Source organism: Candidatus Thiothrix phosphatis (assembly GCF_035668035.1).
GTDB classification, from domain to species: Bacteria; Pseudomonadota; Gammaproteobacteria; order Thiotrichales; family Thiotrichaceae; genus Thiothrix; species Thiothrix phosphatis.
Genome location: NZ_JAYMYJ010000017.1, coordinates 1 through 20,078 on the forward strand (window position 1 = coordinate 1; position 20,078 = coordinate 20,078).

Here is a 20,078-nt window from a genome sequence, read left to right on the forward strand (position 1 = left end):
TATCAGTGGCCATTATCTCATAATCAGGCGCGGCGGTGGGTTTTTAGAGGTTCCCTGTAGCCTTTATTACGTTATCCCAATTTTTAGAATAAACTGCCTCAGTTATCACTGATGAGTGAATCCGCATGATGACCAGCGACGACCTTGCCGACTTACGCCAAGCCAAAAACCTACTGGAAAATCCTAGCCTTGCCGCCCGTATCAGCAATGTTATCGGCGCGCCGATTGAAAAGGGGCTGTCGATGCTGCCGGATGGTGCCAACGAGATCATCATCACAACCACCCGCAAGGCGCTGGGAACCGCGCTGGATTTCGCCATTTCCACCATGGACGACGGGCCGCAGCAACGTTCGTCGGACTGGCTGCACAAGACCTTCGCGGGTGTCAGTGGCGCGGCGGGCGGTGCATTCGGACTGCCCGCATTGGCGATTGAACTGCCGGTGTCGACCACGATCATCCTGCGTTCGATTGCTGATATTGCACGCAGTGAAGGCGAAAGCATCCGTTCGCCGGAAACCCGGCTGGCCTGCCTGGAAGTGTTCGCCCTGGGCGGCCCGGCCAGCAATGACGATGCGGTGGAGTCCGGCTATTTTGCGGTGCGGGCGGCTTTGGCCAAATCCCTGTCGGATGCGGTTGAATACATGGCCAGCCGCAGCGTCACCCAAAATACCGCGCCGCCGCTGGTGAGCTTCATTACGCAGGTGGCGGCGCGTTTCGGCATTCCGGTCACCGAAAAGGCGATTGCGCAAGCGTTGCCAGCGTTGGGCGCTGCCGGTGGGGCGCTGGTCAATACGCTGTTTGCCGACCATTTCCAGAATATGAGCCGTGGCCATTTCACCGTGCGCCGTCTGGAGCGCGCTTACGGCCCAGTGCTGGTCAAACAGGTTTACCACAGCCTGTGATGCGGGTTGCTGCGTGAAATCGCGCGCCTGACTGTGTGATTTCTCGCAGCCTATTTTGGTGTTGCCCGGATAACCTTCTTAAAATCATATAATTGGTTATTGGCATGAGGGTTGCTTTTAGGGTGGCCATCAATGTTTGAAAGGTTTTGCCATGCCGTACCCCCCGAGCCGCCTGATTTTACTGGGTTCCCTTTTGACCTTAAGCGCTGTTGTGCTGGCTGATGACACGTTGGTGGTGGACATCAAATCCAGCAAAAAGCCGGTTTCCCCCCATGAAACACAGCCATTGTCCGCCGAGCGGAGCGCAGTCCTGCCAGCGGATGGCGGTGATTTCCTCCGGCAGTTAAACAGCGTGTCCGGCAGCCGGTTTGGCGGGCGCGGCATCGAGCCGATCATCCGTGGCCAATCCCAAACCCAACTGAATGTGCTGTTGGACGGCGCTTATATCCATGGTGGTTGCCCCAACCGCATGGATCCGCCCGCCAGTTATGCGGCGTTGGAAACCTATGAAAAAGTCACGGTGGAAAAGGGCGTGCAAACCCTGCAATACGGTTCTGGCGGCAGTGGCGGCACGGTGCTGTTCGAGCGCGACACCCGTAGCCTGATCGATCCGGAAGATGGCTGGAGCGGCAAGGTTTCCGCCACCGCCATGGATAACGGGGTTAAGCATGACCTGTCCGCCGATGTCATCAAGGGTGGCGATAACGGCTATGCGCGCCTCTTTGCGCAAGATCGTGACGCAGGCAATTACGATGATGGCGATGGCAATGAAGTCCGCGCCGCGTACCAGCACCGTCAGGCGGGGGTGGTGCTGGGTGCCACGCCAACCACGGATCGGCTGTTTGAATACAGCTACGAAAACAACGGCTTTTCTGATGCGCTCTACCCAGGTGCCAATATGGACAGCCCCACTGAAAAGGCCGACATCCATCGCCTCAAGTACCAGGACAAATTCGCTGGCAAGGTCGGCAGTGTGGATGCGGAAATCTACAGCAGCCAAGTCGAACATGTGATGGACAACTACAGCTTGCGCGCCAATACCGGCACGAAAATGTCTGTCCCCACCACCTCCGACACCACCGGTGGCCGGTTGGCGCTGAAATCCAAGGCGGGTGACAACACGGAAATCACTTACGGCCTGAATGTGCAGGATCGTGAGCGCAACGCCACGATGAAAAACATCACCACCGGCATGGATACGTCGTTGATGTGGCCGGGTGCCGCCACCGACCAGACCGGCGTGTTTGCCGAAGCGGAAACCACGTTGGCTGCTGGCGGCAAACTCAAGTACGGATTGCGCGTCGATCAGGTCAAGGCGTCAGCCGACAAGGCTGGCGTAGTGGTCAGTGGCCGCACCGCCAACCAGAATTACACCGCCCTCTATGGCTATGGCGCGGAGGGCAAGGATGAAACCAATGTTGGCGGCTTGCTGCGCTATGAAAAGCCGTTGAATGCGGACACTACGGTCTTCACTGGCGTCAGCCATACTGTGCGCACCGCTGATGAAACCGAACGTTACATCAACAAATGGGGGATGGTGGCTACAGACCGCTGGGTCGGCAACCCCAATATCAAGCCTGAACAGCATAACCAGTTGGATTTGGGTGTTAGCCAACAGCGCGGCAAGGTGCGCTGGAGCGGCACAGTGTTTGCTGATCAGGTGGAGGATTTTATCCTGCGTGACAAGGTGACAAGCGGCGCTCAGGCCGGAGCGCAAATCTACCGCAATGTCGCCGCAGAATTAATCGGCGCGGAGCTGGGGGCGGAGGCTAAGTTGGGGGAACGTTTCAAGCTTTCCGGCGATCTGGCCTATGTTAAGCGCACTAACACGGCAGATGACCGCCCGATTGCCCAGACCCCGCCGCTGAATGGCAAAGTACAACTCGATTACAACCATACAAAATGGGGCGGCGGCGCACGGGTGCGCTTCGCTGCCGGACAGGATCGCATTGACACCGCCATGCTGGGCACCACCGAAGTCGGGACAAGCGCCGGTTATGGCGTCGTGGATGCTTATGGCCGTTACCATCTGAACAAGTCTGTCAAGGTTCGCTTCGGGGTGGATAACCTGTTGGACAAAACCTACGCCGAGCACGTCAATCGCCGCAACCTGGATTTGAGTGGTACGATTGGGCGGGTCAATGAGCCGGGCCGCACCGCCTGGCTGAAACTGGAAACCGAATTCTAATCTGGATCAATAAGGGACATAACCATGCAAACACCATTCCGCGCCGTTTTGTTAGGCACCATGATTTCTCTGGCTAGCGTTTGCCATGCCGATGCTGACGCCACCAAAGCGGCGGCACCGGCAAGTGGCGCTGAATCTGCCGCCCCGGCGGAAACCGCCGCCAAAGCCGCCGACGCCATCAAGGTGGAAAATCCTTTTGTCCGCGCTGTTGCACCGGGCCAGACCAACAGCGCTGCTTTCATGACCTTGCTGAATGATTCGGACACCGACCACAGTGTTGCTTCAGCAGCCAGTCCGGCGGTGACTACGGTGGAACTGCATACCCATACCGACAACAATGGGGTGATGGAAATGCGTCAGGTCGACAAGATCGATGTCCCTGCCAAAGGGCGCACGGAATTAAAGTCAGGTGGTTTGCACATCATGCTGATTGGCCTGAAGCAGGAGCTGAAAGTGGGGGAAACTGTCCCGCTTACCCTGACATTTGAAGATGGCTCCAGCAGCACGGTCGATGCGCCTGTCCAAGAGGTCACCCCGCCCGCTGACGGTAAGATGGAATCGATGGGTGCCCTGAAATACTGATGGAATTGTCCTCACCCCAATAATACGTCTGGTTTGTCCCCCGTTGGGGCGTACTCCCCCAGGGTGCGCCCCGTTTCTGTCACACCACGCTTTTGGGCAGTAGCGGTTGGCAAGCGCCCGGAATGCGCCCAAACCCCACCAGCCTGCGTTTCCAGTAGCCTTCCAGCTTGGTGGTGGTGATTGGTTTGCCGGTGCGCGGTGCGTGGACAAAACGGTCTTCACCGAGATAAATGCCGACATGGCTGACTTGGTTGCCACGGGTGCGGAAAAACACCAAATCACCCCGGCCTGCTTTCTCTTTCGGCACTTTGATGGCGGCTTGGTATTGGGCGGCGGCGGTGCGGGGAATGTCGATGCTGGCACCTTGCCGGAAGGAATATTGGGTCAGGCCGCTGCAATCGAAACCTTTCATCGGGCTGTTGCCGCCCCAGCAATAGCCTTTGCCGCGTTGCCGCAATGCGCAGTAGGCCACTTTATCCAAGCTGGTGATGGCGGGTGGTTCTGCTTCCGTCGGAACGGTTGGCGTGGGGCTGGCGGCTTGCGCCGTTGATGGCGCTGCTGGCGGGATGGCCGCCTGTGTTTTGTGGATGGGTTTGGTGGTTTCTTGTTGAATGTCCCGGCTTTTGTCGGGTGTTGCGGTTTGCTGGAAGGGCAATATCTGGCGTGGCATGCTGCTGCAACCCGCCATCGCCAACATGGCGGAACCCATAATCGAATACTTCAGCGTTTGGATTTGCTTGGCCAACATACTCCCTACTCCCTCACCTCGTCCTGATAACCCTCAGTTTTGGCAGGGAAATCCTGGTTCCGCCAAGCGTTCCCGACCTAAGGCGTGAAATGGGCGCTATCGTGTGGATTGATCATCTTGTGAGCAGAATATAGGTGTATACATGGCCAATAACTGAGCCATGAAAGCCGGTTTTAGCTGATTTTCAAGCCAGTTCGTATTTTTTCAGCCGGTAATTCAATGCGTCGCGGCTGATGCCGAGCAGGCGGGCGGCGTGGGTCTTGTTGTGGCTGGTGCGTTCCAGCGCCTGGTTGAGCAGGTCGCGCTCCAGTTCTTCCAGATTGACGCCCGTTTCGGGCAGGCTGAAAGGGGAGGCGGCGCTGGCGCGTACCGGCTTGCGCACTTCCAGCGGCAGGTTGGTGAAGCCGATTTCGCGTCCGGCCAGCAGGATGCTGAGGCGCTCGCACAGGTTGCGCAATTCACGCACATTGCCGTCCCAACGGTGGCGCAACAGGTGTTGGCGGGCGTCTTTGCCCAAGGTGGCGGCAGGCAGTTTGTGCTGGGCGGCGAATTGGCGCAGGAAATGTTTCATCAGCAAGTCGATGTCTTCCCTGCGTTCGCGCAATGGCGGCAGTTCAACTGGCACGATATTGAGGCGGTAAAACAGGTCGGGGCGGAAGTCGCCAGTTTGCGCCATGGCATACAAATCCCGGTGGGTGGCGGCGAATACACGCACATTCAACTGGCGTGGCCGGGATTCCCCCAACGGCAGGACTTCGCCCGATTCCAGAAAACGCAGCAATTTTGCTTGCAGGTTCAGCGGCAGTTCGCCGATTTCATCCAAAAACAGTGTCCCGCCGTCGGCAGCGCCAATCAGGCCAACCTGCTGGCTGTCGGCTCCGGTGAAAGCGCCTTTGCGGTGTCCGAACAGCAACGATTCGGCCAGTGTTTCCGGCAGCGCGGCGCAATTGACGGTGACGAAGGGCTTGAGCCTGCGAGGGCTGGCGGCGTGCATGGCGTGTGCGACCAGTTCCTTGCCGGTGCCGGATTCGCCGGTGATCAGCACGCTGGCTTCGGTTTGCGCAATCAGGTGGGCGGAACGCAATACGGCTTCCAGCAGTGGAGAATGGGTTAAAATGTCATCAAATTGCATGGCCTTGCCTGTCATTGGGGGTTATGCCGGAAACGGCTACCATAATTAACGTAGAATGGCGGCGGGAGGCAATGACTTATTTCAAGTTGTTGCCGGAAAGCCTGTAAGCCCGAAACATGAGGAAGTATGGCGCACATCGGAATTGACCTTGGCGGAACCAAAATTGAAGTGTTGCTGTTGGATGCGGCGGGCAGGGAATGTTTCCGCAAACGCCTGCCCACGCCGCAAGGCCAGTATGCGGCGACCTTGCAGGTGGTGCGCCAACTGGTGGAAGAGGCGGAACGCTTCGCTGGGCAAACCTGCACGGTGGGCGTCGGCGCACCCGGAGCCATTTCCCCAGCGACTGGCTTGGTGAAAAATTCCAATTCGGTGGCGCTGAACGGCAAGCCCATGCATCACGACCTGGAGGTATTGTTGCGACGGCGGGTGAAAATCGGCAACGACGCCAATTGTTTCGCGCTGTCTGAAGCCACAGATGGCGCTGCGGCGGGGGCGGAAGTGGTGTTTGGCGTGATTGTGGGTACAGGTACGGGCGCAGGCGTGGTGGTGCATGGCCGGGTGCTAAGTGGTGCCAACGCCATTGGCGGGGAATGGGGGCATAACCCGTTGCCGTGGCCGGAAGCTGCTGAATTGCCTGGCAAGCCGTGTTACTGCGGCAAGCATGGCTGCATTGAAACGTGGTTGTCCGGCCCTGGATTTGAGGCGGAATTTGCCCATGCGGGAGGGGGGAAGCGGTCGGTTGCGGCGATCGTGCAGTTGGCAGGGCAGGGTGATTTGTTGGCGGAACGGTTGTTGCAGGCGTATGAGGAACGTATGGCGAAAAGCCTTGCCCATGTCATCAATATCCTTGACCCTGATGTTATTGTGTTGGGTGGTGGGCTATCCAATATTCAGCGGCTATATATCAGCGTGCCGCAGCGGTGGGGGCAATATGTCTTTTCAGATCAGGTCAGCACACGGCTGGTTGCGCCTCATTTTGGGGATTCAAGCGGCGTGCGTGGTGCGGCCTGGTTGGGGCGTGAATTGTTGGGTTAAATCCGTTTCAGGCTCCTCGATAAAATCGCTTGGGAGGGGCGTTGGGCGTGGACGCTGGAGTCGGGGCCGCCTGTCTGCTGGGTTCGGTGGCGGCAGGTTTTTCTTCCTGGGGTATCGGTTGCCCCCGGTAATAGCGGGTGGGCGCAGCAGGCGGTTGTTTGGCGGGCTCGCTGGTGGCGGCGGTGGGTGTTTCTTCCTGCTCGGGGGCGGATGTTTGCCCACGGTAATAACGGGCAGGGGGCGCTTGCTTGACCAACGGGGCCGGGGAGCTGCTGGCGGGAGCTTCGGGGGCAGGTGCCGATTTGGCCGGAATGACGGGGCGCAAGTTCAGGATGTCCAGGCAGGTCTGGTGGTCGACGATGGATTCCTGGCGGAAGGGAATGCTCTGGTTCTCCGAAAAGGAACAAGAGCCACCGCTGATTTCTTGCAGGCTGAGTAGGGCGGCGACGCCGTGGTCGCGTTTATGGGCGCAATGGGTTATTTTTCCGCTATCGATGGCGAAACGGCAGGACGTATTGGCATCGGTGGCGATGAAAAAGGTGCCGGTCTGTTTATGCGCCAGAATATGGGCGAGTTTGTCCATAATTTCGGACAAGGTGAATTGGGAATGCCTTTCCATGATAAGCCTCTGACTGGTGGTGATCTGATTATTGGCGCTTAGTGGACAAGCAATAACCGTACCAAGCATAAGCGTTATTATCAATAACAGGAACGTTACAGGTTTTGCGGCTTTATTGGGCAGTTTGTATCTGGTTGGTGTTTTTAATTAATTCACCAGATTAGGGCGGTGACGAAGATTCAGGCGGCAGGAACAATGCCGCTATCGCCTGGAAGGCAGCTGGCGCGGGTGCGGAGATGTGTAATGTTTCAGGGCGATGAGGATGCTGCAACTGCATGGCGTTGGCGTGCAGCAGCAAGCGGTGGCTGCCAAACTTCTCCCGGAACAGCGCATTGTGTTTGCCGTCGCCGTGTGTGGTGTCTCCTACAATTGGATGAAAAATATGCTTCAGATGACGGCGGAGCTGGTGCTTGCGCCCAGTTTTGGGTTGTAATTCCAGCAGGGAATAGCGTGCTGTAAGGTAGCGTCCGACCGGGTAGGGGAATTCAGCGGTCGCTAGCCGCCGGTAGTGGGTGATGGCTGCTTGCGCTGCCTTGTCCTGGTTTGCGTCCGCATCGGCGATCCTGTCCAGTTCCTCTTGCAGTGGGTAGTCGATGACGCCGGATTCCTCCGTGTGGCCCCGCACGATGGCGAGGTAGCTTTTTTGCACTAGCCCGGCGGTGAACTGTTCCGTCAGCAGGCGGGCGGTGGCGCTGTCGAGCGCAAACAGCAGCACGCCGGACGTGGGCTTGTCGAGACGGTGCACCGGGTAGACTTTTTGCCCGATCTGGTCGCGGGTCAGCTGGATGGCGAAACGGGTTTCATGCTTGTCGATCAGGCTGCGGTGCACCAACAGGCCGGAGGGTTTGTTGATGGCGACCAGGCATTCGTCGCGGTGGAGAATTTCCAGCACAGTTTTCAGCCCCTTTACTACAGGTTGCGGATAAGGGGCTAATATTAATGGCAATGACATAAAAGGAGGAGTGGCGATGAAAACCATCAGTCAGGTATTGGCTAGAAAAGGCGGTCAAGTCTATAGCGTTGATCCGGCGGTCAGCATTATCGATGCGGTCAAGACAATGGCGGAAAAGCGGGTGGGCGCATTACTGGTGTTGGAAGGTGGCAGTCTCAAGGGGATCATTTCGGAACAGGACTATACCCGCAAAATTGTCCTGCATGACCGGAGCGCCGAACACCTGCGGGTGGAAGAGGCCATGTCCAGCCCGGTGGTGGTGATAAGGCCGGAGCAGTCCATTCAGGAAGGCATGGCGATCATGACAGAAAAGCGCATCCGCCACCTTCCGGTCGTGGAGGGTGGCGAATTGGTGGGTCTGGTGTCAATCGGCGACCTGGTCAAGGAAGTGATTTCCGAGCAACAGTTCATGATTGACCAACTGGTGGGTTACATCCGGGGTTGAGCAGGTTCCTTACGGCCAAGTTGGTTTAACCCTTCTAATACAGGGGGAGCATTGCGGCTCCCCCCATCTATCTTGCAGCCCACTGATTTTTCTCTAATTACCTCCTTTGCAACCAGCAAGCCATGTTGGTTTTCTGCTTTATCAGGTCTTGGGATTTGCTGTTGCCGGTATGCGCCAATAGCAGTGTGTGGTATTTTTGTGCTTTAAATTGGAAAATTTTTTCCATAAAATATTTCCAAAAGCTCTCAGGGAGATGACATGCATTCACGTCCCAAGCCACCCAAACACGCTATTGGCGATGAAACCCGGCAGATGTTGATCGACGCGGCCACTGACGTATTCATCGAATCCGGTTTTCGCGCCGCACGGGTGCGGGATATTGCCGATGCCGCCGGAATACGGCTTTCCGCCATCAACTACCATTTCGGCAGCAAGGAAGGTTTGTATTTCGCGGTGCTGCAATACCATGCGGAAAACGTCATCCGTTCCACCCCGCTCACTCCACCCGATCCGGGCCTGTCACTGGAAGAACGTTTCCGTTTTTTCATTCGCGCCTTCGTCATGCGTGTGCTCGACCCGGAAAGCCCGTCACGCATTGCCCGCCTAATCGTGCGTGAAGCCAGCAACCCGACCACGGCGCTCGACATGATGTTTGAACGTTTCATCCAGCCGCAGTACAGCGTGCTGAATGAGCTGATTGCTGAACTGTTCGGCGCCGATACCCCACCGGACACCATTGCCCGCGCTGCCATTAGCATTGTCGGGCAGATTATTGTCTACGCTGCGTTGCAACCCCTGGTCGCCAAGTTCCGCCCTAGCTTCTATGGCAATGCCGCCAAGCTGGAGGAACTGGCGCAGCACATCGCTGATTTTTCCTGGGCCGGTCTGCAAGCCCTGGCCGCCCAGCACAGGAGTACACCATGAAAGTTACCCTTGCCCTGTTGTTTGCCTGTCTGCCGCTGCTGTCTTCCTGTGAAGAAAGTCGTGACGGCGGGCTACAAGGTTATGTCGAAGGTGAATACGTGCGCCTCGCCGCCCCATTCGCCGGTACGCTGCAAACCCTGGCCGTACAGCGTGGTGCGCAGGTCAAACAGGGCGCGCCCGCTTTCACCCTCGAACAGCAGAACGAAACCGCCGCCCGTCAGGGGGCCGAAGACCGCCTGCATGCCGCCGAAGCGCAACTGGCCGACCTGCAATCCGGCAAACGCCCGCAAGAGTTGCAGGTTATCCGCGCCCAGCTGGCGCAGGCCAAGGCTTCCGCCCAACTGGCCGCGGCCGAATTGCAGCGTGTCGAACGGCTGGTGAAAGGCCGCTTTGTTGCCAGCGACCAGATCGACACCGCCCGCGCCAATGACAGACTGGCGAAGGCCAAGGTCAGCGAACTGGAAGCGCAAGTGAAAGTGGCCGAACTTGCCGCCCGCCCGGATGCGGTGAAAGCTGCCGAAGCCAATGTCGCCTCTGCCCGCGCCGCCCTGGAGCAGGCTGACTGGCAACTTGGACAGAAAAGCGTCGTCGCCACCCGTGATGGCTTGGTCAATGATACCTACTATCAGCCTGGTGAATGGGTTGCGGCGGGCAGCCCTGTGATCAGCATCCTGCCGCCGGAAAACCGCAAGGTACGTTTCTTCGTTCCCGAGCCGCAGCTGGGCGAATTGCAAACCGGGCAGACGGTGCAGGGTGGCTGCGATGGTTGTGGGGAACCGATTCCGCTGCACATCAGCTACATATCCCCGCAAGCCGAATACACGCCGCCGGTGATCTACAGCAAAGATTCGCGCGCCAAACTGGTGTACATGGTGGAAGCCGTGCCGGATGCGGCGAATGCGGCGCGCTTGAAGGTAGGGCAGCCGGTGGATATTGCGCTGGAAGGGTTGGGGAAGGGGGGGAACCCCGGAGGGCAACCGCAATGACAAGCGATCTGGTCATTGACGTGCACGGCATCAACAAGCATTTCGGCGACAAACACGTCGTACAAGACCTGGACATGCAGGTGCGCAAAGGGGAAATCTTCGGTTTCCTCGGCCCCAACGGCAGCGGCAAAACCACCTCGATCCGCATGTTGTGCGGTTTGCTCACGCCGGACAGTGGCTCAGGCCAATGCCTCGGCTACGACGTATTGCGCGAAACCGCCGCCATCAAGCGTCATGTCGGCTACATGACCCAGCGGTTCTCGTTGTGGGAGGATCTCACCATCCGCGAAAACCTCGACTTCATTGCGCGCATGTACGGCATGAAACGCCGCAATCAGGCGGTGGACGAAGTGCTGGTCAAACTGGGCCTGAAGGAACGCCGTAACCAATTGGCAGGCGCACTCTCCGGTGGTTGGAAGCAGCGTCTGGCCCTGGCCGCCTGCATGATGCACGAACCACAACTGCTGTTGCTGGATGAGCCTACTGCTGGTGTCGATCCGCAGGCGCGACGCGAATTCTGGGATGAAATCCATAAGCTGGCGGCGGAAGGCATCTCGGTGCTGGTTTCCACCCACTACATGGACGAGGCCGAGCGCTGCCACAAACTGGCCTACATTGCTTACGGCAAACTGCTGGTGACAGGCACGATCAAGGAAGTCATTGCCAGCCAGAAACTGGTGGCCTGGGAAGTCAGTGGCGACAGCGGCCTGCACCAGTTGGCGAACCAGTTGAAACAACTGTCTGCGGTGGAACAGGTCACCGCTTTCGGTAGCCGCCTGCACGTCGTCGGCACCGATGCCGCAGGGCTGGAAGCCGCCTTGCAACCTTTCCTCCAGCAAGCTGGTTTCCATTGGGAACAGATTGATGCGGGGCTGGAGGATGTCTTTATCAGCCTGATGGAGCGGCACATTCGCCAACAGGAGGCGGCAGCATGACACTCGGTGCTTCCCTGAATCGTTTGCTGGGTATTTCTTTCAAGGAAATCATCCAGATGCGGCGTGACCGTTTGACCTTCGGCATGATCATGGGGATTCCCATCATGCAGTTGCTGTTGTTTGGGTTTGCCATCAACTCCGACCCCAAACACCTGCCGACCGCGATTCTGGTGCAGGATAACAGTGTGTTTACCCGTACTTTTGTCCGTAGCCTGGAGAATACCGGCTATTTCCAGATCATTCAGAAAGTCAGCAGTGAGGTGGAGGCCAACCGCTTGCTGGCAGAAGGCGACGTGCAGTTTGTGGTGAATATTCCGCAGGACTTTGCGCGCAAACTGGTGCGGGGTGAACATCCGGCGATACTGCTGGAAGCGGATGCGACCGACCCGGCAGCCACCAGTAATGCACTGGCTTCGCTGGCGAGCCTGGGGCAGTCGGTGCTGAACCGTGACCTGACCGGGCCACTGGCGAAACTGCGTCCGGGTGATGCGCCATTTGAAGTGCGTATGCACCGCAGTTACAACCCGGAAGGCATTACCCAGTACAACATCGTGCCGGGGCTGATGGGGGTGATCCTGACCATGACCATGGTGTTGATGACGGGCTTGGCGATGACCCGTGAGCGCGAACGTGGCACCTTCGAGAACCTGCTGGCGACCCCGGCCAAACCGCTGGAAGTCATGGTGGGCAAGATCGTGCCTTATATCGTGATCGGTTTTGTACAAATGAGCTTGATCCTGCTGGCGGCGAAATTCATTTTCGATGTGCCGTTTCAGGGCAGTCTGGCTCTGTTGTACGGTGTGACGCTGATGTTCATCGCCGCCAACCTGACGCTGGGGATGACCTTTTCCACCATTGCCCGCAATCAGTTGCAGGCGATGCAGATGACGTTCTTTTTCTTCCTGCCGTCGATTTTGCTGTCCGGTTTCATGTTCCCGTTCCGTGGGATGCCGGAATGGGCGCAGGTGATTGGCAACGCATTGCCGCTGACGCATTTCCTGCGGCTGGTGCGCGGCATTATGCTGAAAGGCAATACGCTGCCGGAACTGTGGCCGCACATGTGGCCGATCCTGCTGTTCATGCTGGTGGTCATGGCGCTGGGGTCGAAGTTTTATAAGCGGACGCTGGATTAGGCAGTGAGGTTCAGGTTGGCTCGAACTTTACACCTGCATAGAAGAATGTAATTTCCACTGTCTCCCCAATGGACTCCAGCCTCAGCACATCCGTCAACTGGCGGTATTCGGACAAACGCCATTCATAGGTTCCCAGGCGCTGGTAATGCTCAACCAGCACGGCTTCCGAGTCGATCAGCAGGTAATCCTTCAGGCTGGGAATGGAGCGGTAGTTCATGAACTTGTCGCCACGGTCATAGCTGCGGGTGCTTGCGGACAGGGCTTCGATAATCAGCACAGGGTTTAGCAGTGTACGGTTATTGTCAGCCAGTGCGGGCGGGTCGCAGTAGACCGAGGCGTCGGGGTAAGTGTCCAGGCCGGAAGGGGTGGAAACGCGCATGTCACTATTCATTGGTTGGCAGGGCTTGCCGCGCAGGCGGACATCCAGTTCCGTGGTGGCGTTCAGGCTGATCCGGGCATGGTTATACGTGCCGCCCGCCATGGCGTACATTTCGCCATTGTAAAATTCGTATTTTTCATCTGCGGCGGCTTCATCCAGTTGCAGATATTCTTCGCGGGTGATGTGGAATTTGACTGGCTGCATGGTTTGCCTCCGTCACGATGTTTTCGACTATACAACAATTTGAAATATGCCGGGTATCGCAACGAAATCTGGCAGCGTTGATACGGAAAGGGTCAGCGGGCGTCTGCTGGCCGGGTGTGCTCTCGTATCTGCTGGATACATCCGCATTTATGGCGATAGCGGCGAATATAGCCTGTAAGCTCATGTGGCCGATCCTGCTGTTCATGCTGGTGGTCATGGCGCTGGGGTCGAAGTTTTATAAGCGGACGCTGGACTGGCTTGCGGTTTGTAAGGCTTGCTGTAGTTCTGTCAGCTCCGGCAGGCGGCGGTTGTAGTGGGTTTCCTCGATCAGGCGTTTGGCTTCCTGCGCGTGCTGGCGGGCGTCATCCAGCCTGCTTTCATCCAGCGCAAACCAGGCTGACTCAATGTGGTAGTCGGTTTGGTACAAGCGCATGTTGCCGGTTCTGTGTTTGGAAATGGCAAATACATTATCCAGGTCGCTGCGGATAACCTCAGGTTTTTGGCGCAGCAAGCGGTAGAAACGGGCGCGGGTCAGATAGCCTTTGGGCAAATGGTGGTTTTCATTGGCGGTGCGCAGTGCTTCAGTGGCCTGGTTGATGTATTGCTCGGCCAATTGCAGGACGTTGGCATCCTGAAAATTTTCAGCTTGGGCCTGCGCCAGATGGGCACGCCCGAACATCAGCTTGTTCAGGGCTATTTCCAGTTTTTGCTGTTTGCATTCATTGGCCTGCCTGACTTTTTCAGCGCGTATTAACACCTCCTTCCAACGTCCTTGCCCTAGCAGGAAGTCACAGTAACGGAAGCCCCACAAGGAATGTAGGTACTTACATTTCTCATTGGCGTCTTCTTGGTGAATCTGTTCGGCAATCGTGAAATATTGTTCAGCTTCATCCAGTTTGCCTATCTGGTGGAGAATATCGGCCAGGGTTGTCCGGCGGGCTGCACGTTCACTGGGGATTCCTGAAAGGTCAGCGTATTCCACGCTTGTTTTGGCATAAATTTGTGCTTTGTCTGTCTCACCCAGCGTTAAATATAGGCCTGCCAAGTTGCTGGCGGCATTGGCCGCATTAGTCCAGTCCGCCCACGCTTCATACATGGCCAAGCTGGTCGCCAGCGGTTCCTTGGCGGCTTCCAACCGCCCCAGTGCGCGCAGGCGGTAGCCAGCCCAACTTAACACGTCGGCTTTGGTTTCACTGCTGAGTTTTGGCAATGGCTCATTCCATGTCTTGACGAAGAAATTAGACAGGATTGCGAGTGAAGTGGGGATGGCACCCAAGACTTTGGAAATGTAAGCATCATCCTTGCGGCGGATACGTGGCCAATAGACTTCATCCATGGCCTGTTGGGCTTTGCCTGCCTGGCACCCGTGCATGACGGCGGCGAACAATGGTTCCATTTCGCCCAGTGTGTCGGGCAGATCCTTGGCTGAATCCCGGTAATGGCGATACAAGCGTTCATGCGCCATACTCCAGGCTTCTTTCCATGACTGTTTAAAACGCTGGCCGAAATATTCATGGATGAGCGGATGGCAGTCAAAAGCATAGTCTTCGCTCAAAATTTTCTTATTGGCTTCTGTATCCGCTTTACCTGGTTTTGTATTGAAGATCAGCTCCATGTTTTCCAGACGGTGGAATGCCTGCTTGCGTCCCCCTTCATCCAGGTCACGGATGGGAGCCAGCAGCTTTTCGTATTTGTTCCGGTGACGGACACTGAACAGATCCGCATACCAGGGTGAGTTATCCGGTGCCAGCAGGAGATTTACAGTATCAGGGTGCAGGGCACGGTCAGACAAACCCAGTAGATACAGGATCATGAGCTCTGGTGTTGCTTTCAGCTTATGCTCATAAAAAGCCATCAGGCTGGTGGCATGATTGTCTTTGGACAGGCGAATCCGCTTGCGCTTTGTCAGGTCGCCGCCATACAACTCTGCCAAGGCATTGCCTAACAGCGTCAGGCTGAGAGCATGGCCTTGCACACTTTCGACTGCATCATAAAATTCTTGCTCGGGGCCATGAAGATTCTTGCCGCGCAACAAAGCACTACCAGCCTCAGATGACAAGCGCTCCAGGTGCAATGAACAAACCCGGCTGCCATCGATGCGAATATCGCGAAAGTTGATGCGGGAGGTGATCAGGCACAAACCATTCCAATTGCTGGTGCTCAAATAACGCAGCAAGGATTTCATGCCCTGTTCGCGCAGTTCACCCGAATGTTCCTGTAAAGGCTCAAGCCCGTCCAGAATTAACAGGGTAGGTTGTTTCATAATCAGATTGGCCAGCTTTTCTCCTTTTATCCAGGGGGAAAAGGTGGTGCTGCTCTCCGAACTGCCAAACCAGCGAAAAGCATCTTCGAAAAAACGATCCGCAGATGCCCGCCATTCTTCCGATGCGCCCCGTGAATAAAATGACCAGCCAAAAACATTGTCAGCGTCTGGCCAGCCCTTTTCGCGCAGGTTATCCAGCCAGCTTTGCACCAGCATGCTTTTCCCGGCCCCACCCCAGGCTGTCAGGCACAGGACATTGGTTTTGGGGTTGTGCCAAGCTTTATCCAGTGTGGCCAGCTCCTGTTCCCGCCCGAAAATGGTGCCATGTACAGGAGGGATACGGGAAATATCGACATGTGGTTTTTTGGGTGGGAAAGGAATTGGTGGTGATAATTCCGCCAATCGCTGTAATATTTGCTCGGCTGTTTGTTCTGGTTTCTGGGTGCGCAAATCAATGTGGCCGTCCACCCGCCCAAAGACTCCGTCAATGGGGGTGTCGTCGAAACGCAGCAGCATGGTCTCATCTTCATCTCTGTGCATTCGGTCACGAATGGCACGCCATTCCAGTCCGCACCATGACTTGCCCTTGTATTCCTTGGAGAGAAAGGGAACGACTAGCCGAGCCTGCTGATAATAAGTTTGCAGCTGGGTATCCAGGTTGGGGCGTGCAAATTTGGCCTTAAGCCATTCGTCGTAGAGAATGGCGTCCCGCCCAAGTGTCTGGGCCAGGCGCTCTGCCACTTTGCGCACGTAACCGCGATGTTCTCCGGCGAATGAGAGCGCCACTGCAAATTTTCTCTCGTCAGTCATCCACTCGCCCTGGGTTGTGGTTTCTCCAATAGTAGTCGATTATCGGGAAATCTGTACCCTCTATCGGACAACTGATGGGGGCGGTGGCTTATACTTTACTCAAGACTGGCGATTTACCTTTAATGCGCCTCCTCCAGGTCGCCGGGCCTGAAAGATTGCACAATGTGGTTGACCGCTGCGTCGTAGTCTGACTTTTTGGCTGTCGGGTAACGCAGGTGGAGGGTGTTGATGGAGCCGCTGCCCACCCAGCTTTTCACATACAAGATATTGCCGTCTTTGTAGCCGGACAGGGCGTACCAATCGTCTTTGCGCTTGCGGTAGGTGACGGTGTCAAAGTCCTTTTCTTGCCCTTTCATTTCACTGGCGACGGTGCTGTCCAGCACGTTGTTGATGCCGCTGGCGGTCATCTGGAAGCCTTCCTCATCGTAGAACTTGCGCCCGTCATCGTTGGTCGAGGCGGGCCCCATGCCGAATCCGGATGGGTAATCGACGCAGAAACCGTAGCGGTCATTGCAATAGCTGGTGTAGTCGCTGGCAAAGGCGGGGATGGCGGCCAAAAGCGCCAGGGCGGCGATGGATTTAGGTGACATGGTTTGCTCCTTGTTGTTGGTTATTGTTGTTTGCGGCTCCCGGTGGCCCTTACAGCCGATAGGTGTCCGGAGCCGCTGCCTGGGGAAATATGCGCAGCAGCGCATACCCCCGTTGGTGTTGCCTCAAGCGGCGAGTTTTTCCTGCACCTTGCGCACGGTCGGGTACAAGTGCTCGACCTCATCCTCAATCCGGCGCAATACCAGTTGGAACATTTCCTCGCTGTCCTTGACGAACTGTTCATGGTTGCTGATATGCAACTCCTTGTTTTTGCTCCAGCGTTTCAGGTACTGGCCGAACACCCGTTTGATTTCGCCGGAGCCGGACAGGAACTTGTTGGCGGTGTTGCGCACCTGCTGGTCTTTGTGCAGCAGCATGGACTGGTACAGCTCGCGTTCTTCCTGCTCCAGATGGTCGCGCACGCTGTCGACATAGTTGAAAAACAGGCTGGAGGTGACGCCCATGTCGCACAGGGAGCGTTCGCCAATCAGGTGGTTCAGGACGTTGGACAATTCGGTGATTTTGTCGTTTTGCTGGTTAAGCTGGGTGAATGAAACCATTGTTGTGTGCCTCTGTGATGATCCTATCGAAATATTAAGCTGGCTACCGGATAGCGGCCACGACTGTAGCTTACACCCCTGTGCTTTGCAGCTCTATTTTGATGAATATTCTATATGCCTTCAGCTGAACCGGAGCTCAGTCGCGGGCGGGTTCTTGCGTGTTGTCCGCAGTTACCCGCTCCACAAACAGGACGCCATCCAGATGGTCGCATTCGTGTTGGATGATGCGGGCGATGAAGCCGCTGTATTGCGCTTCCTGCGTTTCGCCTGTGCGCGTCAAATAGCGCACCAGTATCCGTTCAGCGCGTTCAACCGGGGCGCGGACATCCGGCACGCTCAGGCAACCTTCTTCAGACAGGCAGGTCGCCGTCGAACGCCAGAGGATTTCCGGATTGACCATCGCCAGCGGCTGCATCGACGGCGCATCGGGGTAACGCGGGTTCGGGCGTGAGGCGACAATAATGACCCGTTTGGAAACAAACACCTGGGGCGCGGCGATGCCAACCCCGTTGGCCACCAGCATGGTGGCCTGCATGGCGTCGATCAGTTGCTGTAACGCCGGTTCGTGTAGGCCAGTCACTTCCTGCGCCCGTTGTTGCAGGATGGGTTCGCCGCGTTGGGCAATGGGCAATAGGCGGGTCTCAGTCATGGCAAGTCTTCCGATGGTTTCACCATCAGTATAAGGCTAGCGAAGCCTGAAACCGCATATCGCTATTCGTCGGGTGGTCATTGCATTCCATCTGGAATCCATTCAAAGTTGCCTCCAACAATAAAAATTTCTGATTGCGTAAAAAGACAGGGCTCAATAACGAAAACAAAGGAATCGTAACCCCATGTTCAGCCCCCGCTTTTTGAGTGTTTCCCTGCTCGCCGCCATGATCGGCGGTATTCTGGCCAGCCAGGCCGCTTCCGCCAATGTGGATGCCGGGCCTTCCGCCAAGCCTTCAGCCACAACGCCTGCAACGCCGGACACCGACCGGATGATTATCCGTTTCAAGGATGGTGCCAGCACCAATGCGGTGGATAAAGTCCTTACCCGGATGCGCTCTGAGAAGGGCGAACGTTTCCAGTATGTCAAAACTACCCAGCAGCACTCCGACGTGTTCAAGTTCGGCAAATCCAAAAAGAAAGCCGAGTGGGATTCCCTCTCAACCTGGTTGCAAAGCCAGCCGGAAATCGACTATGCCGAACCAGACTTCATCATGACCAAAATGGATGCGCCTGCGCCGGTCGAGCCGGATGACACTTACCTCAGCTACCAGTGGCCGTTGTTGGATCCGGTCAGCGGCATCAATGCGGAGCAGGCGTGGGGGTATACGACCGGCGAAGGCAGTGTTGTGGCGGTGGTGGACACTGGCGTGCTGCCACATGCGGATCTGCTGCCTAACCTGTTGCCGGGCTATGACATGATTGCGGACAGTTTTGCCGCCAATGACGGCAATGGCCGTGACGTTGACCCGACTGACCCAGGTGATTTTGTGTTGCCGGGTGAATGTGGCAGTGCTTCCGGCAGCAACAGCAGCTGGCATGGCACACATGTGGCTGGCACGATTGCGGCGGTTGGCGATAACGGTGAAGGTGTCGCCGGGGTCGCGTATGGGGCGAAAGTCCTGCCGGTGCGTGCGTTGGGCAAATGCGGCGGTTACACGTCCGACATCGCCGACGCCGTTGTGTGGGCGTCCGGCGGCGCTGTCGCGGGCGCGCCCGCCAATCCGGCTCCGGCGCGCGTCGTCAATCTGAGTTTGGGTGGCCCATCCAGTTGTGGGCGCACCATGCAGAACGCCATCAAGGCCGCCCGCAGCAACAATGCTGTCGTGGTGGCGGCAGCAGGCAACAGCAATGCCGACGCCAGCCAGTTTTCCCCTGCCAACTGTTCCGGCGTGATTACGGTGGCGGCGGTCGGGCGTGAGGGTGGCAAGGCTTTCTATTCCAATTATGGCGGCGCAGTTGACATCGCCGCGCCGGGCGGTTCGGTGAACGACGGGGTGAAAGAGAACGCCATCCTTTCCACGCTGAATACCGGCAAACGGGGTGCAGAGGCGGACACCTACGCCTACTACCAAGGCACCAGCATGGCGGCACCGCATGTTTCCGGCGTGGTTGCCCTGATGCTGGCGGCCAATCCGGCGCTGACACCTGATCAGGTGGAAAGCCTGCTCAAATCATCGGCGCGTGCTTTCCCGAAAGCCTGTTCCGGTTGCGGTACGGGCCTGCTGGATGCGAATGCCGCAGTACAGGCCGCGCTTGGGGCGACGCAGCCGCCAGCGCCGACGCCAACGAATCCAGTTCCCACGACGGATTTGGCGGCAGTGCTGGCGCAAAACAGCAAATTGTGGCGTTCACAAAATATCCGCAGCTATACCTACACGCTTGAACAGCAGCGTGGCTCCACGACACCATTGCGCCTGCAATTGACCATCCGTTCCGGCAAGTTGTATTCCGGCATTGACCTCACCACCAACAAGCCGTTATCCGCCCGTGACCTGAAGGCAAAAGGCAAGACGGTTGAACAGTTGTTCGCGGTGATCGGCTATGCGATCAACAACAAGGCCGCCAGCATTACCGCTGCTTACGATAGCGCACTGGGGTATCCGGTCGCGGTGTCCATCGACCAGAGCAGCACGGTGACGGGCGATGAAATCAGCCTGAAAGCTTCCACTTTGACCAAACGATAAGCTCCCTCCCTCAACTGC

Annotated in this window: 19 protein-coding genes; 10 read left to right on the plus strand and 9 right to left on the minus strand. The window is 57.0% G+C overall.

Annotation, left to right across the window (positions count from 1 at the left end; all coding sequences use genetic code 11):
- Positions 1–125: 125 nt before the first annotated feature.
- The 3 genes from VSS37_RS02020 to VSS37_RS02030 all read left to right on the plus strand — a co-directional run bounded on the left by VSS37_RS02020 (position 126) and on the right by VSS37_RS02030 (position 3,672).
- Positions 126–902, plus strand: coding sequence for an EcsC family protein (locus VSS37_RS02020; RefSeq protein WP_324692948.1), 777 nt, complete (start codon positions 126–128; stop codon positions 900–902).
- A 151-nt stretch (positions 903–1,053) separates the two neighbouring features.
- Entirely contained in the window at positions 1,054–3,090 is a 2,037-nt protein-coding gene (locus VSS37_RS02025) for a TonB-dependent copper receptor (RefSeq protein ID WP_324692949.1), read from the plus strand.
- Between the two features lie 24 nt (positions 3,091–3,114).
- Entirely contained in the window at positions 3,115–3,672 is a 558-nt protein-coding gene (locus VSS37_RS02030; RefSeq protein WP_324692950.1) for a copper chaperone PCu(A)C, read from the plus strand.
- Positions 3,673–3,751: 79 nt separating this feature from the next.
- Here the strand turns inward: VSS37_RS02030 and VSS37_RS02035 are convergent, their stop codons facing one another.
- Both VSS37_RS02035 and VSS37_RS02040 read right to left on the minus strand, forming a co-directional pair.
- On the minus strand, positions 3,752–4,420 hold the full coding sequence (locus VSS37_RS02035; protein WP_324692951.1) for a C40 family peptidase: 669 nt from the start codon (positions 4,418–4,420) through the stop codon (positions 3,752–3,754).
- Positions 4,421–4,604: 184 nt separating this feature from the next.
- Entirely contained in the window at positions 4,605–5,552 is a 948-nt protein-coding gene (locus VSS37_RS02040) for a sigma-54 interaction domain-containing protein (RefSeq protein ID WP_324692952.1), read from the minus strand.
- Positions 5,553–5,678: 126 nt separating this feature from the next.
- Between VSS37_RS02040 and VSS37_RS02045 the strand changes: the two genes are divergently transcribed.
- Positions 5,679–6,587: an ROK family protein gene (locus VSS37_RS02045; RefSeq protein WP_324692953.1), complete on the plus strand. Its 909-nt coding sequence runs from the start codon at positions 5,679–5,681 to the stop codon at positions 6,585–6,587.
- 7 nt (positions 6,588–6,594) lie between these two features.
- Here the strand turns inward: VSS37_RS02045 and VSS37_RS02050 are convergent, their stop codons facing one another.
- Together VSS37_RS02050 and truC are read right to left on the minus strand one after the other, a co-directional pair.
- Positions 6,595–7,206 (minus strand): hypothetical protein, encoded by a 612-nt coding sequence (locus VSS37_RS02050; RefSeq protein ID WP_324692954.1) that lies wholly within the window; start codon positions 7,204–7,206, stop codon positions 6,595–6,597.
- A gap of 160 nt (positions 7,207–7,366) precedes the next feature.
- Positions 7,367–8,098, minus strand: coding sequence for a tRNA pseudouridine(65) synthase TruC (truC, locus tag VSS37_RS02055; RefSeq protein ID WP_324692956.1), 732 nt, complete (start codon positions 8,096–8,098; stop codon positions 7,367–7,369).
- 76 nt (positions 8,099–8,174) lie between these two features.
- On the opposite strand from truC, the gene VSS37_RS02060 reads away from it, so the two are divergent.
- The 5 genes from VSS37_RS02060 (at position 8,175) to VSS37_RS02080 (ending at position 12,581) form a co-directional block, all read left to right on the plus strand.
- Entirely contained in the window at positions 8,175–8,603 is a 429-nt protein-coding gene (locus VSS37_RS02060; protein ID WP_324692957.1) for a CBS domain-containing protein, read from the plus strand.
- Between the two features lie 258 nt (positions 8,604–8,861).
- Positions 8,862–9,527 (plus strand): CerR family C-terminal domain-containing protein, encoded by a 666-nt coding sequence (locus VSS37_RS02065; protein WP_324692958.1) that lies wholly within the window; start codon positions 8,862–8,864, stop codon positions 9,525–9,527.
- Positions 9,524–10,513 carry an HlyD family secretion protein gene (locus VSS37_RS02070; RefSeq protein ID WP_324692959.1) on the plus strand — a complete coding sequence of 330 codons (990 nt, stop codon included), beginning with the start codon at positions 9,524–9,526 and terminating at the stop codon, positions 10,511–10,513. The genes VSS37_RS02065 and VSS37_RS02070 overlap by 4 nt, the downstream gene beginning before the upstream one ends.
- A complete protein-coding gene (locus VSS37_RS02075) occupies positions 10,510–11,448 on the plus strand; it encodes an ABC transporter ATP-binding protein (RefSeq protein WP_324692961.1) in 939 nt (312 codons plus the stop codon). Before VSS37_RS02070 ends, VSS37_RS02075 begins: the two co-directional genes overlap by 4 nt.
- The gene (locus tag VSS37_RS02080) at positions 11,445–12,581 is read left to right on the plus strand and encodes an ABC transporter permease (protein WP_324692962.1); all 1,137 of its coding nucleotides are present in this window, start codon (positions 11,445–11,447) and stop codon (positions 12,579–12,581) included. The genes VSS37_RS02075 and VSS37_RS02080 overlap by 4 nt, the downstream gene beginning before the upstream one ends.
- Positions 12,582–12,591: 10 nt before the next feature.
- Here the strand turns inward: VSS37_RS02080 and VSS37_RS02085 are convergent, their stop codons facing one another.
- The 5 genes from VSS37_RS02085 to def form a co-directional block, all read right to left on the minus strand.
- Complete coding sequence (locus VSS37_RS02085; RefSeq protein WP_324692963.1) at positions 12,592–13,164, minus strand: Uma2 family endonuclease; 573 nt, start codon at positions 13,162–13,164, stop codon at positions 12,592–12,594.
- Between the two features lie 235 nt (positions 13,165–13,399).
- Entirely contained in the window at positions 13,400–16,237 is a 2,838-nt protein-coding gene (locus VSS37_RS02090; protein WP_324692964.1) for a TIR domain-containing protein, read from the minus strand.
- A 119-nt stretch (positions 16,238–16,356) separates the two neighbouring features.
- On the minus strand, positions 16,357–16,827 hold the full coding sequence (locus VSS37_RS02095; RefSeq protein WP_324692965.1) for a hypothetical protein: 471 nt from the start codon (positions 16,825–16,827) through the stop codon (positions 16,357–16,359).
- A gap of 123 nt (positions 16,828–16,950) precedes the next feature.
- Positions 16,951–17,385 (minus strand): hemerythrin domain-containing protein, encoded by a 435-nt coding sequence (locus VSS37_RS02100; protein WP_324692966.1) that lies wholly within the window; start codon positions 17,383–17,385, stop codon positions 16,951–16,953.
- Positions 17,386–17,521: 136 nt separating this feature from the next.
- Complete coding sequence (gene def / locus VSS37_RS02105) at positions 17,522–18,034, minus strand: peptide deformylase (protein WP_324692967.1); 513 nt, start codon at positions 18,032–18,034, stop codon at positions 17,522–17,524.
- A gap of 184 nt (positions 18,035–18,218) precedes the next feature.
- On the opposite strand from def, the gene VSS37_RS02110 reads away from it, so the two are divergent.
- Positions 18,219–20,060, plus strand: a complete 1,842-nt coding sequence (locus tag VSS37_RS02110) for a S8 family serine peptidase (RefSeq protein ID WP_324692968.1) — start codon at positions 18,219–18,221, stop codon at positions 20,058–20,060.
- The last annotated feature ends 18 nt before the right edge of the window (positions 20,061–20,078 follow it).